Source organism: Pseudomonas sp. UBA7500, from assembly GCF_002478435.1.
GTDB classification, from domain to species: domain Bacteria; phylum Pseudomonadota; class Gammaproteobacteria; order Pseudomonadales; family Pseudomonadaceae; genus Aquipseudomonas; species Aquipseudomonas palmensis.
The window spans coordinates 76,963-91,991 of sequence record NZ_DLNW01000001.1; the positions used below are offsets into that span (position 1 = coordinate 76,963).

Genomic DNA, 15,029 nt, shown 5'->3' on the forward strand with positions numbered 1-15,029 from the left:
CCGGGTCAACGGTTGAAGCGCTCCACCAGGGAATACTGGGTGGTGGCGGTGAGGGTCAGTTCCTCGCTGAGCAGCGCCGAATGCTGGGCCTGCTCGGAGGTCTGGTCGGCAAGCTGGGCGATGGTGCTGATGTTGCGGCTGATTTCATCGGCCACTGCGGTCTGCTCTTCGGTAGCGGCGGCAATCTGCGTGGTCATGTCGGTGATGTTGGCCACCGCCTCGCTGATGCCCACCAGCGCCTGGTCGGCTTCCATCACCCGTGCCACACCTTCCTCGGCCTGGCGATGGCCGGTTTCCATGGTCTGTACGGCATTGCTGGCGGTTTGCTGGAGCTTGGCAATCAGGCCGTGAATCTGCCCGGTCGATTCACTGGTGCGCTGCGCCAGCTGACGCACTTCGTCGGCCACCACCGCGAAGCCGCGGCCCATTTCACCGGCGCGTGCCGCTTCGATGGCGGCGTTGAGCGCCAGCAGGTTGGTCTGGTCGGCAATGCCCTTGATCACATCAACCACGCCACCAATCTCGTCGCTGTCGCGGGCCAGCTGGGTCACGGTCAGGCCGGTTTCGCCCACGGCAGCCGACAGACGCTGGATCGCATCGCGGGTTTCGCCGGCGATGTCGCGGCCGCGCCCGGTCAGGCGGTTGGCTTCCTGGGTGGCATCGGCGGTGCGCTGCACGTGGTTGGCCACTTCCTGGGTGGTGGCGGCCATCTGGTTGACGGCAGCGGCCACCTGCTCGGTCTCCACGCGCTGGCGCTCCAGGCCCGAGGAGCTGTTGTGGGCCAGGGTGTCGGACTGGCGGGCCTGCTCGTTGAGGTGCTCGGCGGTGTCCTGCAGGCGGGTCAGGCAGGTCTTGAGGCGCGCGTCCTGGCTGAGCATGGCCATTTCCAGGCGAGCCTGCACGCCGCGGCTGTCGGTGTACATCTGCGCGATCAGCGGGTCGGAGGTGGTCTGTTCGGCCAGGCGCAGCAGGCGCTTGAGGCCACGCTGCTGCCAGCTCAGGCCCAGCAGCCCCAGCGGTACCGACAGGGCGGCCGCCACGGCGAAGCCCCAGGAGTGGCCCAGCCAGCTGCCGATCAGGAAGCCGACCTGGCTGACCAGGATGAACGGCAGCCAGTCCTGCAGTACCGGCAGCCAGCGGTCGCGGCGCGGAATGGGTGGCTTGCCCTGATTGATGCGGTGATACAGCGCCTCGGCGCGACGGATCTGTTCGGCGCTGGGCTTGACCCGCACCGACTCGTAGCCGACTACCTGGTTGTTCTCGAAGATGGGGGTGACGTAGGCGTTGACCCAGTAATGATCACCCGACTTGCAGCGGTTCTTGACGATGCCCATCCACGGCAGGCCCTGCTTGAGCGTACTCCACATATGCGCAAACACAGCCGGCGGCACATCCGGGTGCCGGACCAGGTTGTGTGGCGCACGAATGAGCTCCTCCCGCGAAAAGCCGCTGATCTCGACGAACGCATCGTTGCAGTAGGTGATCACACCCTTGGCATCGGTGGTCGATATCAGACGTTGTTGGGCAGGGAAAGTCCGTTCGCGCTGGGTAATCGGCTGATTGTTACGCATAAGCTGTTCTATCCGGAAGGCTTTCGTGGTGTATCGGCAGACAGGCGTTTTTATTGAATGGATATTTAAAGAATATTGATCCGGCTCAAGGTGCCTTAGCTGTTCGTGTTGTAGTTGAAAGGCTGCAAAGTCAAGCAACTTGTTTGCATTCTTTCATATATTTGTCATGTTAGTCAGCTAGTGACTTGGTGTTCACGCGGGGGCAGGTAGCGGGCGGGCAACGCCGCACAGTGCCTCCGGTTCAGGTCGAACTCAGTGGCCACACTGCGGGCCGGTGCAGGCCCGGCGCAACGGCGCCGGGCCTGCTTCAGGCTAGCTAGCGATCAACTGGCGCAGCACGTAGTGCAGAATGCCGCCAGCCTTGAAGTACTCCACTTCGTTGAGCGTATCGATGCGGCACAGTACCTGGATCTGCTGCGTCGATGCGTCTTCGCGGGTGATGTGCAGGGTCAGCGTCATGCGTGGCTGCACCTGGGTCTGGCTGAGGCCGAGAATGTCGATGCGCTCATGGCCGGTCAGCCCCAGGGTCTTGCGCGTCTGGCCCTCGGCGAACTGCAGGGGCAGCACGCCCATGCCCACCAGGTTGGAGCGGTGGATACGCTCGAAGCTTTCGGCCAGTACCGCCTTGACCCCCAGCAGGTTGGTGCCCTTGGCGGCCCAGTCGCGGCTGGAACCGGTGCCGTATTCCTGCCCGGCGATCACCACCAGTGGTGTACCTTCGGCCTTGTAGCGCATGGCCGCGTCATAGATCGCCAGCTTCTCGGCGCTGGGCACATGCACCGTGTTGCCGCCTTCCTCGCCACCGAGCATCTCGTTGCGGATGCGGATGTTGGCGAAGGTGCCGCGCATCATGACCTCATGGTTGCCGCGACGCGAGCCGTAGGAGTTGAAGTCCCGCGGCTCCACGCCCTTGTCGCGCAGGTAGCGTCCGGCCGGGCTGTCGGCCTTGATGTTGCCGGCGGGTGAGATGTGGTCGGTGGTCACCGAATCGCCCAGCAGCGCGAGTATCCGGGCGCCGTGGATGTCTTCGATGACCGGCAGCGGGCCGGTGATGTCGTCGAAGAAGGGCGGATGCTGGATGTAGGTGGAGTCCTCCTGCCACACATAGGTCGCTGCCTGCGGCACCTCGATGGCCTGCCACTGTGCGTCGCCGGCAAATACCTCGGCATATTCCTTGTGGAACATTGCGGTATCGACCTTGGCCACGGCTTCGGCGATTTCCTGCTGGCTGGGCCAGATATCGCGCAGGTACACCGGCTTGCCGTCCTTGCCCAGGCCCAGGGCCTCGCTGGACAGGTCGACGCGCACGCTGCCGGCCAGGGCGTAGGCCACCACCAGCGGCGGCGACGCCAGCCAGTTGGTCTTGACCAGCGGGTGTACCCGGCCTTCGAAGTTGCGGTTGCCCGACAGTACCGAGGCGACGGTAAGGTCGGCCTGGGTGATGGCCTTTTCGATCGGCTCGGCCAGCGGGCCGGAGTTGCCGATGCAGGTGGTGCAGCCGTAGCCGACCAGGTCGAAGCCCAGGGCATCCAGATAAGGGGTCAGCCCGGCCGCCTTGTAGTAGTCGGTCACCACCTTGGAGCCGGGGGCCAGTGAGGTCTTGACCCAGGGCTTGCGCTGCAGGCCCTTTTCCACGGCCTTCTTGGCCACCAGCCCGGCAGCCATCATCACGCTGGGGTTGGAGGTGTTGGTGCAGGAGGTGATCGCGGCGATCACCACGGCACCGTCCTTGAGCAGGTGATTGGCGCCCTCGTGCTCGTATTCGATTTCGCCGGCCTGGTCGGCATTGCCCACCGCGACGCCGCCGCCCCCTTCACTTTCCAGGCGCCCAACCTCCTTGGTCGACACCTTCAGTTGCAAGCCGATGAAGTTGTTGAATGCCTGGGCCACCTGGGACAGCGCCACACGGTCCTGCGGGCGCTTGGGCCCGGCCAGGCTGGCTTCGACTTCGTCCATGTCCAGTGCCAGGGTGTCGGTGAACACCGGCTCCTGGCCCGCCTCGCGCCACAGACCCTGGGCCTTGCAGTAGGCCTCCACCAGTTGCACGGTGGCGGCGGGGCGACCGGACAGGCGCAGGTAGTCCAGGGTCACGTCGTCCACCGGGAAGAAACCGCACGTGGCGCCGTACTCCGGCGCCATGTTGGCAATGGTCGCGCGGTCGGCCAGGGGCAACTGGGCCAGGCCGTCGCCGTAGAACTCGACGAACTTGCCCACCACGCCCTTCTTGCGCAGCATCTGCGTCACCGTCAGCACCAGGTCGGTGGCGGTGATGCCTTCGCGCAGCTTGCCGGTCAGCTTGAACCCGATCACCTCGGGGATCAGCATCGACACCGGCTGGCCGAGCATGGCCGCCTCTGCCTCGATGCCGCCCACGCCCCAGCCCAGCACGCCCAGGCCGTTGATCATGGTGGTGTGCGAGTCGGTGCCGACCAGGGTGTCGGGGAAGGCATAGGTGCGTCCGTCTTCCTCGCGGGTCCACACGGTGCGGCCCAGGTACTCCAGGTTGACCTGGTGACAGATGCCAGTGCCCGGCGGCACTACGCTGAAGTTGTCGAAGGCGTTCTGGCCCCAGCGCAGAAACGCATAGCGTTCGCCGTTGCGCTGCATCTCGATGTCGACGTTCTCGCCGAAGGCCTGTGCGGTGGCGTAGCGATCGACCATCACCGAGTGGTCGATCACCAGGTCGACCGGGGAAAGCGGGTTGATGCGCTGCGGATCGCCGCCGGCCTTGGCCATGGCGGCGCGCATGGCGGCCAGGTCGACCACGGCGGGCACGCCGGTGAAGTCTTGCATCAGCACCCGTGCCGGGCGGTACTGGATCTCGCGGTCCGAGCGGCGCTGCTGCAGCCATTCGGCCAGTGCGTGCAGGTCCTGGCCGGTGACGGTCTTGCCGTCTTCCCAGCGCAGCAGGTTTTCCAGCAGCACCTTGAGCGACATCGGCAGGCGCTGCAGGTCGCCGAGGCTGCGGGCGGCCTCGGTCAGGCTGTAGTAATGGTATTCACGGTTCTCCACCGTCAGGGTCTTGAGGGTTTTCAGGCTGTCGAGCGAGGGCATCTGCCAACTCCTTCTGCGTCGGTGCCTGGCAATCATCCTTGCAGTCGCCAGTTCACCGCCTCTGTGACGGTCCGCACGGCACGGACCTGGCTAAGCGGTCAGGTTAGCCCTGTTTGGCGGACCTGACCATGTACTGGACCGGCGGGGCGTGTCGCCAGTTCCTAAACTGCTTTATCATTCGCCGATTTGCCGTGTGCAGGTGTTGCGCCCGGTCAGGGTTGGCGTGCAGGCCAGCCGTTCTGGAGTAGTTGATGAATACCCTGTTTATGCATTGCCGGCCCGGTTTCGAGGGTGAAGTGTGCGCCGAGATCGCCGAGCATGCCGCACGCCTGGGGGTTGCCGGTTATGCCAAGGGCAAGCCGCAGAGCGCCTGTGCCGAGTTCGTGTGCAACGACGCCGAGGGCGCCGAGCGCCTGATGCGCGAGCTGCGTTTCAAGCAGCTGATCTTTCCGCGCCAGTGGGCCCGCGGCAGCTTCGTCGAGTTGCCCGAAACCGACCGTATCAGCGTGCTGCTCGAGCACCTGGCCGCCTACCCGGTGTGTGGCAGCGTGTGGCTGGAGGTGATGGACACCAATGACGGCAAAGAGCTGTCGACCTTCTGCCGCAAGTTCGAGGCGCCGTTGTGCAAGGCCTTGAGCAAGGCTGGCCGGCTGGTTGACGACCCGGCCAGGCCGCGTCTGCTGCTGACCTTCGTCAGTGGCCGGCGCGTGTTCGTGGGCCTGGCCGCAGCGGACAACTCGGCGATGTGGCCGATGGGCATCCCGCGCCTGAAGTTTCCGCGAGAGGCGCCGAGCCGTTCGACCCTCAAGCTCGAGGAGGCCTGGCACCATTTCATCCCGCGTGAGCAGTGGGAGCAGCGCCTGTCGGGCGACATGACCGGGGTCGACCTGGGCGCCGCGCCGGGTGGCTGGACCTACCAGCTGGTCAAGCGCGGCATGCTGGTGACCGCGATCGACAACGGGCCGATGGCCGAGAGCCTGATGGATACCGGGCTGGTGCAGCACCTGATGGCCGACGGGTTTACCTACAAGCCCAGGCAGACCGTGGACTGGATGGTGTGCGACATTGTCGAGAAGCCGGCGCGCAGCGCAGCGCTGCTGGAAACCTGGCTGGGGGAAGGGCTGTGCCGCGAGGCAGTGGTCAACCTCAAGCTGCCGATGAAGCAGCGCTATGCCGAGGTGCGGCGGCTGCTCGAGCGTATCGAGGACGGATTCAAGGCGCGCAAGGTCAAGGTGTCGATCGGCTGCAAGCAGCTGTATCACGACCGTGAAGAGGTGACGTGTCACCTGCGTCGTCTGGATCTGAAACCGCGTTGAGGCCTTCGCCGGCAAGGCCTTCAATCAACACCGAACAACCGCTGACCCCGGAGTACCTGATGACCGACCTCACCCCCGACGCCACCCTGGATGCCACCGGCCTCAACTGCCCCGAGCCGGTCATGATGCTGCACCAGCACATCCGCGACCTGGCGCCCGGCGGCCTGCTCAAGGTGATTGCCACCGACCCCTCGACCCGCCGCGACATCCCCAAGTTCTGTGTGTTTCTGGACCATGAACTGGTGCAGCAGCAGGAAGACGCCGGCACCTACCTGTACTGGATCCGCAAGAAGCTCGCCTAACCCCGGCGCTGCTGGCGGATGCGCTTGCGTGCGCTGCGCGCCAGGCGCACCGACAGCATCAGCGCCGCACAGGTCAGCCCCACGATAAGGCCTTCCCATAGCCCGCTGGGGCCGCTGGCCGGCCCGAAGTGGTCGGTAAGCCCCAGCAGGTAGCCCACCGGCAGGCCGATGCCCCAATAGGCGAACAGGGTCAGGATCATGGTCACGCGGGTGTCCTGATAGCCGCGCAAGGCGCCGGCCGCAGTCACCTGGATCGCGTCCGAGAACTGGAACAGCGCCGAATACACGATCAGCATCGAGGCGATCTGGATCACCGCCAGGTCCGTGGTGTAGATGCTGGCGATAGGCTCGCGCAGCAACAGCATCAGGCTGGCCGAAAAGCAGGCGTAGGCCAGCGCCGTACCCATGCCCACCCCGGCGGCAAAGCGCGCCTGGCGCGGGTCGCCGGCACCGATGGCCTGGCCGACCCGCACGGTTACCGCCATGCCCAGCGAGTACGGGATCATGAACACCAGCGAACTCACGTTCAGGGCGATCTGGTGCCCGGCCACCACGGTGGAGCCCAGGCTGCCGATCAACAGGGCGATCACGCCGAAGATGCTCGATTCGGCGAACACCGCGATGCCGATCGGCAGGCCGACGGTGAGCAGGCGCTTGATCACCGACCATTGCGGCCAGTCGAAACGGGCGAACACCTGGGCCTGGCGATAGGCCGCTGCACGGCCGACCCACAGCGCCATGGCCAGGGCCATGAACCACATCACGATGCCGCTGGCCCAGCCGCAGCCCACGCCGCCCATGGCTGGCACGCCCAGGTGGCCGTAGATGAACACGTAGTTCAGCGGGATGTTCAGCATCAGCCCGCTCAGCCCGATCACCATGCTCGGCCGGGTACGGCCCAGGCCGTCGCTGCTGCAGCGCAGCACGTAGTACAGCGCCACCGCCGGCAGGCCGAAGGCGATGCCTTGCAGGTAGCCCATGCACGGTGCGATCAGTTCCGGGTCGACCTTCATCAGGTGCAGTACCGGCTCGGCGCTGAGCAGCAGGCCGCAACCGCCCAGGCCGACCACGCCGGCCAGCCACAGGGCCTGGCGCACCAGCGGGCCGATCTCGGCATGCTGGCCGGCACCGAAGCGCTGTGCCACCTTGGGCGTGGTGGCCAGCAGGATGCCGGTCATCAGCAAAAACACCGGTACCCAGATCGAGTTGCCCAGGGCAACCGCTGCCAGGTCGCGCGGGCCGACCCGGCCAGCCATCACGGCATCCACGAAGCCCATGGCGGTGGTGGCCAGCTGGGCGATGATGATCGGCGTGGCCAACTGCAGCAGGCTGCGCACTTCAGTGCCGACCCTGGCTGGGCGGGAGAGGCGGGTGGTAGCGGTGTTCGACTGTGTCACGGGGCGGATGTCCACAATAAAGGCGCGGAAAACCGCCTAGTCTACGCCTTGACGCATGGGTCAGGAAATACACCGGCGGGCTTTATCTCGGCTGGATCGAGCCGGGTGTATGGGCCTACACTGCGCTCCCTTACAGGAGAGCGCCATGCTGATTGTTGCCGACGAGAATATACCGCTGCTCGATGCCTTCTTCGCAGGCTTCGGCGAGATCCGCCGTTACCCGGGCCGCAGCATCGACCGCGCCTGCGTGCAGGACGCCGATGTATTGCTGGTGCGCTCGGTGACAAACGTCGACCAGGCCCTGCTCGAAGGCAGCAAGGTGCGCTTCGTCGGCACCTGCACCATCGGCACCGATCACCTGGCCCTGGACTACTTTGCCCAGGCCGGTATCCAGTGGTCCAGCGCGCCGGGCTGCAATGCGCGGGGCGTGGTGGATTATGTGCTGGGCAGCCTGCTGACCCTGGCCGAGCTGGATGGCGCAGACCTGGCGCGGCGCACCTACGGGGTGGTTGGCGCCGGTGAAGTCGGCGGGCGTCTGGTGGAGGTGCTGCGCGGGCTGGGCTGGGCGGTACGGGTATGCGATCCGTTGCGCCAGGCGCAGGAGGGGGGGGACTACGTGAGCCTGGAGCAGGTGCTGGCCGAGTGCGATGTGATCAGCCTGCACACGCCCTTGACCAAGGGCGGCGAGCATTCGACCTGGCACCTGCTGGACGCCGAGCGCTTGGCGCAACTGCGCCCCGGCGCCTGGCTTATCAACGCCAGCCGCGGCCCGGTGGTCGACAATGCGGCATTGCGCAGCCTGCTGCAGGCGCGTGATGATGTGCAGGCGGTGCTGGATGTGTGGGAGGGCGAGCCGCAGGTCGATCAGGCGCTGGCCGACCTGTGCGTGATTGCCACCCCGCATATCGCCGGCTACAGCCTGGATGGCAAGCAGCGCGGCACGGCGCAGATCTACCAGGCGTTCTGCGCCTGGCGGGGCGAGGCCAAAACGGTGCGCCTGGCCGACCTGCTGCCGCGCCCATGGCTGGCGCAGCTCAGCCTGCAGGCCGAAACCGATCCGGCCTGGGCTCTGGCCACACTGTGCCGTGCGGTGTACGACCCGCGCCGCGACGATGCGGATTTTCGTCGCAGCCTTGACCGTGACCCGCAGGCCCAGCGCGCGGCCTTCGATGTGTTGCGCAAACAGTACCCGCCGCGGCGTGAGATCGAGGGGCTGATGGTGCGCATCGAGGGTGATGCGCCGCAGTTGCAGCAGATGGTCAAGGCGTTGGGTGGCCTGTTGGTGTGAGGTACTGCTTTCGCCGGCCGGCAACGCGTCTTCCTGCAGGCGCCGGCCTTGCCGGCGAAGCGGGCTTTACACCAGGCATAAAAAACCCGGCACCAGGGCCGGGTTGATTTGAATAGGGGTCAGGCTTTCTTGGCGAGCTCTACCCGGCTTTTCTCCAGGTCCTCGCAGGCTTTTCTGATCATGTCTTCGGTGATCTCGATTTCCCGACCCTGGGCATCGATGATCGACCCGCACGCCGGGTTCGGATGGCTTGGGCGTTGCGCTTGGGTATTGCTGTTTTGCAAGCTCATTTCCTGTCTCCTCATCAGGTTGCAAGCTCAGACTAGATCCGCGACATGACCGCACCATGACAGCCCTGTCACACCTCCAGTCCAACAGAAAGTCAGACAAATCTCCAGCGGCACTTTAGAACGAAACGCTCTAGTGAACTTGTTGCCTGGTCTTGTCAGTGATGCCCCACGCGCTGCAGAGTTCCTTGGCGCCTGACCGGTGGTCGGGTGTAGGCTGACCTGCATACTCCGGATAAACGAAGACCTTCATGCCCAGCCTTCTTTCTGCTCGCCAGCGCCAGGCCCTGCGCCTGGCCTGGCGTTTCATTCGCCCTTACCGCAAACAGGCCATGGCCGCACTGCTGGCGCTGGTGGTCACTGCAGGCATCACGCTGTCCATGGGCCAGGGCATTCGCCTGCTGGTGGACCAGGGTTTCATGACCCAGTCGCCACACCTGCTCAACCAGTCCATCGGCCTGTTCATGTTGCTGGTGCTGGCACTGGCGGTGGGTACCTTCAGTCGTTTCTACCTGGTGTCGTGGATCGGCGAGCGGTGCGTGGCGGATATACGCCAGCAGGTGTTCGACCACCTGGTTTACCTGCACCCGGGCTTTTTCGAAAGCAACCGCAGTTCGGAGATCCAGTCGCGCCTGACCACCGACACCACGCTGCTGCAATCGGTGATCGGCTCGTCGCTCTCGCTGTTCCTGCGCAATGCCCTGATGGTGCTGGGCGGCATCGTGCTGCTGTTTGTCACCAACCCCAAGCTCACCAGCATCGTGGTGCTGGCCTTGCCGCTGGTGCTGGCGCCGATCCTGATCTTCGGCCGGCGGGTGCGCGGCCTGTCGCGCCAGAGTCAGGATCGCATCGCCGACGTGGGCAGCTACGTGGCCGAAACCCTCGGCCAGATCAAGACCGTGCAGGCCTACAACCACCAGGCCCGTGACCAGCAGCGTTTCGGCCTGACCGTGGAGGCTGCCTTTACCACCGCTCGCCAGCGAATCGTGCAGCGCGCCTGGCTGATCACCCTGGTGATCGTGCTAGTGCTCGGGGCGGTCGGTGTGATGCTGTGGGTCGGTGGCATGGACGTGATCGCCGGGCGTATTTCCGGCGGCGAGCTGGCGGCGTTCGTGTTCTACAGCCTGATCGTCGGCAGCGCCTTCGGCACCCTCAGCGAAGTGATCGGCGAGCTGCAACGGGCCGCGGGCGCAGCCGAGCGGATCGCCGAGCTGCTGGCGGCACGCAGCGAGATCCACGCCCCCGACGAAGGGCTGGAGCGCCTGCCTCCCAGGGTCAGTGGCCGCCTCGAACTGCAGGAGGTGCATTTTGCCTACCCCTCGCGGCCCACCCCAGCGGCTATCGACGGCCTGAGCCTGACGGTGGTGCCTGGCGAGACCCTGGCCCTGGTCGGGCCCTCGGGGGCGGGCAAGTCGACGCTGTTCGACCTGCTGCTGCGCTTCTACGACCCGCAGCAGGGGCAGATACTGCTCGACGGCCAGCCACTGACCCGGCTCGACCCGCAGGACCTGCGTCGGCATTTCGCACTGGTTGCGCAGAACCCGGCGCTGTTCTTCGGCACGGTCGAAGACAACATCCGCTACGGGCGTGCCGAGGCTACCAGTGCCGAGGTCGAGGCAGCGGCGCGCAGCGCGCATGCCCATGAATTCATCCTGCAGTTGCCCCAGGGCTACCAGACGCACCTGGGCGATGCCGGGCTTGGGCTTTCCGGTGGTCAGCGCCAGCGCCTGGCCATTGCCCGGGCGCTGCTGGTGGACGCGCCGATCCTGCTGCTGGACGAGGCCACCAGTGCCCTCGACGCACAAAGCGAGCACCTGATCCAGCAGGCCTTGCCAGCCCTCATGGCCGGGCGAACCACGCTGGTCATCGCCCATCGCCTGGCCACGGTGCAGCACGCCGACCGTATCGCCGTGATCGACCAGGGCCGGCTGGTCGCGGTGGGCACCCATCGCCAGCTGATTGCCGAGAACCCGCTGTATGCGCGGCTTGCCGCCTTGCAGTTCAACAGCGCATGAAGGAAATGTTACAGATTTTGTACGTCTGTAACATTTCTGTAGCAATCCCCTGAGAGTATCGGATCAGCTGTTGCGTAATGCTCAATGCAGTTTGCTGCCATCGCTCGATGGCAGCTTTTTTTTGCCCGGTGAACGAGGACAAGGACGTCTTTGACTGGTGCGGCAGGTGGCGCGCCAGCTTTCCTATCCTCTTGTTCCGAGACCCTTGCGATGTTCGTGCGTAAATCCCTGCGGCTGCAAATTCTCGCCCTGCTGGCTGGCAGCCTGCTGGCGATGTTGCTGATCGCCCTGGTGTGCTTTCAGTTCCTGTCGGCCAGCGTGCGTGGCTACGGCCAGCTGGTGGAGGGGCCGATACTGGCTTCGCAACTGATCGACGAAGCCAACCTGCAGTTCAAGGTGCAGGTGCAGGAATGGAAGAACGTATTGCTGCGCGGCAAGCAGCCGGTCGAGCGGGACAAGTACTGGCAGCAGTTTTCGGCGCGTGAACAGCAGGTGCAGGCGCTGCTGGCCCAGCTGGTGCGGGCCAACGCCGACGATGCGGGGCTCAGAACGCGTCTGCAGGCGCTCAAGGACAGCCACGCGCAACTGGGTGCTGCCTACGCCCGCGGTCGCGATGCGTTCATCGCGGCAGGGGCCGACCCCGCTGTCGGGGACCAGGCAGTGAAGGGCGTGGACCGCGCGGCCAGCGAACAGATGAGCGAACTGGTCAGCCAGTTGCGTGCCGATGCCCAGGTGCAGGCGGCGGCCATCGATGCCCGCGCGCAGCGTACGGTGTGGCTGGGGCTGCTGGTGATGCTCGGCTCGGCGCTGCTGATTGCGCTGCTGAGCCTGTGGCTGGTTGATCGCAGCCTGATCGAGCCGATTCGACGCCTGATCGAATACGTGGCACACCTGAGCCAGGGCCGCTTCGATGCCCGCGTGGCCTGCGGGCGCCATGACGAGCTGGGGCGCCTGGCGGTGGCTGCCAATACCTTGCGCGATTTTCTGGCCGACACGGTAGGGCGCCTGCAGGACAACGCCCGGGAGCTGGAGTCCGCCAGCGGCGAGCTGCGCAGCCTGGCAGGCGGTATGGCGCGGGGCACCGAAGACCAGTTCCAGCGGACCGACCAGGTGGCCACGGCCATGCAGGAAATGTCCGCTACTGCCCAGGAGGTGGCCCGTCATGCAGCGGACGCGGCGCACGCCGCGGATGATGCCGACCACAGTGCCCAGGCCGGCGAGCAGGTGATGCAGTCGACCATTGCCACCATCGACGCGGTCAACCGGGACATCGCCGGCACGGCGGCGGTGATTCGCCATCTGGAACAGGACAGCGCCCGTATCGGCAAGGTGCTGGAGGTGATCCGCGCTATCGCCGAGCAGACCAACCTGCTGGCGCTCAATGCTGCCATCGAGGCGGCCCGTGCCGGCCAGGCCGGGCGCGGGTTTGCGGTGGTGGCCGACGAGGTGCGCAACCTGGCCCAGCGCACGGCGGCGTCCACCGCCGAGATCAACCAGATCATCAGCGCCGTGCAGTCGGGCGCGCTGGAGGCGGTCAAGGCCATCGAGAACGGCCAGGCCCGCAGCGAGGAGGGGGCCGAACAGGTACAGCGTGCCGGTGCCATGTTGCAGCGCATCACCCAGGCGGTGGAGGCCATCCGCGACATGAACCGCCAGATCGCCACCGCCGCCGAGGAACAGACCAGCGTGGCCGAAGACATGTCCTGCAACCTGGTGGAGATCACCCGCATCGCCACCGCCAATCAGGGCGCCGTGCAGCGGACCGAGCAGGCCGGGCAGCACTTGCACGACCTGTCGGGTCGGTTGGGCGAGGTGACGGCGCGCCTGCGGGCCTGACCGGGGGAAATCCGCCACCTGCCGGCCTTTATGTCGGGCAATGTGGCGGATTGTCGCCAGCAAAACCATCAACGATGGGGTGCGACCACAGGTCCTAGCTATTAGCCGTTGGTCTTGTGCAAGTTGGCCCGCTTTCTGCTTAAGGCGACCCAGGCTTAAGCCTTGCGAAACATTCAGGGCTGCTACGGCAGCCATGGCGTCAGACCGTTCCCCGCACCCTCGATACCCCAGCCGCCAGCCAGCCTCGAAGGCCTGGACGCCATGCCTTGAGCCATGGCCTGCGCGCGCAGAACCACAAGAGACGGGCGTGCACTGCGGGCGTGATGGTCATTGCCAATCACTTCACTTCACTTCAATTGGATTGAACTATGAAAAAAATCCTGCTGACGCTCCTGTGCCTGAGCGTCATGGGTTGCTCCAAGCCCAGTGAACCGGAAAAGACCGTCGACGTGCTGCTGATCGGCGGCGGCATCATGAGTGCAAGCCTGGGGACCTACCTCAACGAGTTGGAGCCGGATTGGTCCATCGACGTGTACGAGCGCATGGACAAGGTGGCCGAGGAAAGCTCCAACGCCTGGAACAACGCCGGTACCGGCCACTCTGCGTTCTGCGAGCTGAACTACACCAGCGAAGCGGCTGACGGTTCGATGGACATCAGCAAGGCGGTGGGCGTCAACGAGCAGTTCGAGATCTCCAAGCAGTTCTGGGCCTACCAGGTCGAGCAGAAGGTGCTGAACAACCCGACCTCGTTCATCAACAACGTGCCGCACATGAGCTTTGTGTGGGGCGACAAGAACGTCGAGTTCCTCAAGAAACGTCATGCGGCCCTGCAGCACAGTTCGCTGTTCCGTGGCATGGAGTACTCCGAAGACCACGCGCAGATCCAGAAGTGGGTGCCGATCGTGATGGAAGGCCGTGCCGCCGACCAGAAGATTGCCGCAACGCGCATGCCGATCGGTACCGACGTGAACTTCGGCGAGATCACCCGCCAGCTGTTCGCTTCGCTGACCCAGCATGACAACGTCAAGCTGCACACCTCGCACGAAGTGCGCGACATCGTGCGCAACGCCGACAACACCTGGACCGTGGTGGTCGCCGACCTCGCCAACAAGGGCGTCGAAACCAGCGTCAAGGCCAAGTTCGTGTTCATCGGTGCCGGTGGTGGCGCGCTCAAGCTGCTGCAGAAGTCCGGCATCCCGGAAGCTGACGGCTATGCCGGCTTCCCGGTGGGCGGCCAGTTCCTGATGACCGACAACCAGGACATCGTCAAACGCCACAAGGCCAAGCTGTACGGCAAGGCCTCGGTCGGTGCGCCGCCGATGTCTGTACCGCACCTGGACACCCGTGTCATCGATGGCAAGGAAGTGCTGCTGTTCGGCCCGTTCGCGACCTTCTCCACCAAGTTCCTGAAAAACGGTTCGCTGCTGGACATGTTCTCGGCACTGACCACCCACAACATCATGCCGATGACCCATGCCGGTATCGACAACATCGACCTGAGCACCTACCTGATGGGCCAGTTGATGCTGAGCTTCGAAGACCGCATGCATGCCCTGCGCGAGTACTTCCCCAACGCCAGGAACGAAGACTGGAAACTGCTGCAGGCCGGCCAGCGCGTCCAGGTGATCAAGAAGGATCCCGAGCACGGTGGCATCCTGCAGTTCGGTACCGAGGTGGTGGCTTCGCAGGACGGCACCATCGCCGCGCTGCTGGGCGCCTCGCCAGGTGCCTCCACCGCCGCACCGATCATGCTGACCGTGCTGGAAAAGACCTTCAAGGACCGTATCAAGACCCCTGAATGGCAGGCCAAGCTGAAGCAGATCGTGCCGACCTATGGTCAGAAGCTCAACAACAACCTCGAGCTGACCAACAAGACCCGTGAGTGGAGCAGCTCGCGCCTGAACCTGCTGTTCGTGCCGGTGCTGCCGGACGAGACGGCGGTGGCCGCGCAGTAACGTCGGGT

10 protein-coding genes and 1 pseudogene are annotated in these 15,029 nt (G+C 65.2%); 7 read left to right on the forward strand and 4 right to left on the reverse strand.

All coding sequences use genetic code 11. The features are described 5' to 3' along the window. Nucleotides 1-5: 5 nt before the first annotated feature. A complete protein-coding gene (locus tag B4I46_RS00320) occupies nt 6-1,571 on the reverse strand; it encodes a methyl-accepting chemotaxis protein (RefSeq protein WP_043864593.1) in 1,566 nt (521 codons plus the stop codon). A gap of 312 nt (nt 1,572-1,883) precedes the next feature. Then, on the reverse strand, nt 1,884-4,625 hold the full coding sequence (gene acnA / locus B4I46_RS00325; RefSeq protein WP_043864592.1) for an aconitate hydratase AcnA: 2,742 nt from the start codon (nt 4,623-4,625) through the stop codon (nt 1,884-1,886). 251 nt (nt 4,626-4,876) lie between these two features. On the opposite strand from acnA, the gene rlmM reads away from it, so the two are divergent. Both rlmM and tusA read left to right on the forward strand, forming a co-directional pair. Beyond that, nucleotides 4,877-5,941, forward strand: coding sequence for a 23S rRNA (cytidine(2498)-2'-O)-methyltransferase RlmM (rlmM, locus tag B4I46_RS00330; RefSeq protein ID WP_043864591.1), 1,065 nt, complete (start codon nt 4,877-4,879; stop codon nt 5,939-5,941). Between the two features lie 59 nt (nt 5,942-6,000). Beyond that, a complete protein-coding gene (tusA, locus tag B4I46_RS00335; protein WP_043864590.1) occupies nt 6,001-6,243 on the forward strand; it encodes a sulfurtransferase TusA in 243 nt (80 codons plus the stop codon). Here tusA and B4I46_RS00340 read toward each other — a convergent pair. Then, nucleotides 6,240-7,640, reverse strand: a complete 1,401-nt coding sequence (locus tag B4I46_RS00340) for an MATE family efflux transporter (protein WP_373874872.1) — start codon at nt 7,638-7,640, stop codon at nt 6,240-6,242. The genes tusA and B4I46_RS00340 overlap by 4 nt on opposite strands. A 145-nt stretch (nt 7,641-7,785) precedes the next feature. On the opposite strand from B4I46_RS00340, the gene pdxB reads away from it, so the two are divergent. Then, the gene (pdxB, locus tag B4I46_RS00345) at nt 7,786-8,928 is read left to right on the forward strand and encodes a 4-phosphoerythronate dehydrogenase PdxB (protein WP_286897973.1); all 1,143 of its coding nucleotides are present in this window, start codon (nt 7,786-7,788) and stop codon (nt 8,926-8,928) included. A 119-nt stretch (nt 8,929-9,047) separates the two neighbouring features. Here pdxB and B4I46_RS00350 read toward each other — a convergent pair whose 3' ends face one another. Beyond that, nucleotides 9,048-9,218 (reverse strand): PA1571 family protein, encoded by a 171-nt coding sequence (locus tag B4I46_RS00350; RefSeq protein WP_167400204.1) that lies wholly within the window; start codon nt 9,216-9,218, stop codon nt 9,048-9,050. A gap of 248 nt (nt 9,219-9,466) precedes the next feature. Between B4I46_RS00350 and B4I46_RS00355 the strand changes: the two genes are divergently transcribed. From B4I46_RS00355 to mqo, 4 genes and pseudogenes are all read left to right on the forward strand, one after another. After that, nucleotides 9,467-11,230 carry an ABC transporter transmembrane domain-containing protein gene (locus B4I46_RS00355; RefSeq protein ID WP_043864588.1) on the forward strand — a complete coding sequence of 588 codons (1,764 nt, stop codon included), beginning with the start codon at nt 9,467-9,469 and terminating at the stop codon, nt 11,228-11,230. Nucleotides 11,231-12,022: 792 nt separating this feature from the next. Then, nucleotides 12,023-12,136: pseudogene (locus B4I46_RS25515) on the forward strand (hypothetical protein); the annotation flags it as partial. Between the two features lie 225 nt (nt 12,137-12,361). After that, nucleotides 12,362-13,066, forward strand: coding sequence for a methyl-accepting chemotaxis protein (locus B4I46_RS25520; RefSeq protein WP_376787174.1), 705 nt, complete (start codon nt 12,362-12,364; stop codon nt 13,064-13,066). Nucleotides 13,067-13,434: 368 nt separating this feature from the next. Beyond that, entirely contained in the window at nt 13,435-15,021 is a 1,587-nt protein-coding gene (gene mqo / locus B4I46_RS00365; protein ID WP_054916197.1) for a malate dehydrogenase (quinone), read from the forward strand. Nucleotides 15,022-15,029: the final 8 nt, after the last annotated feature.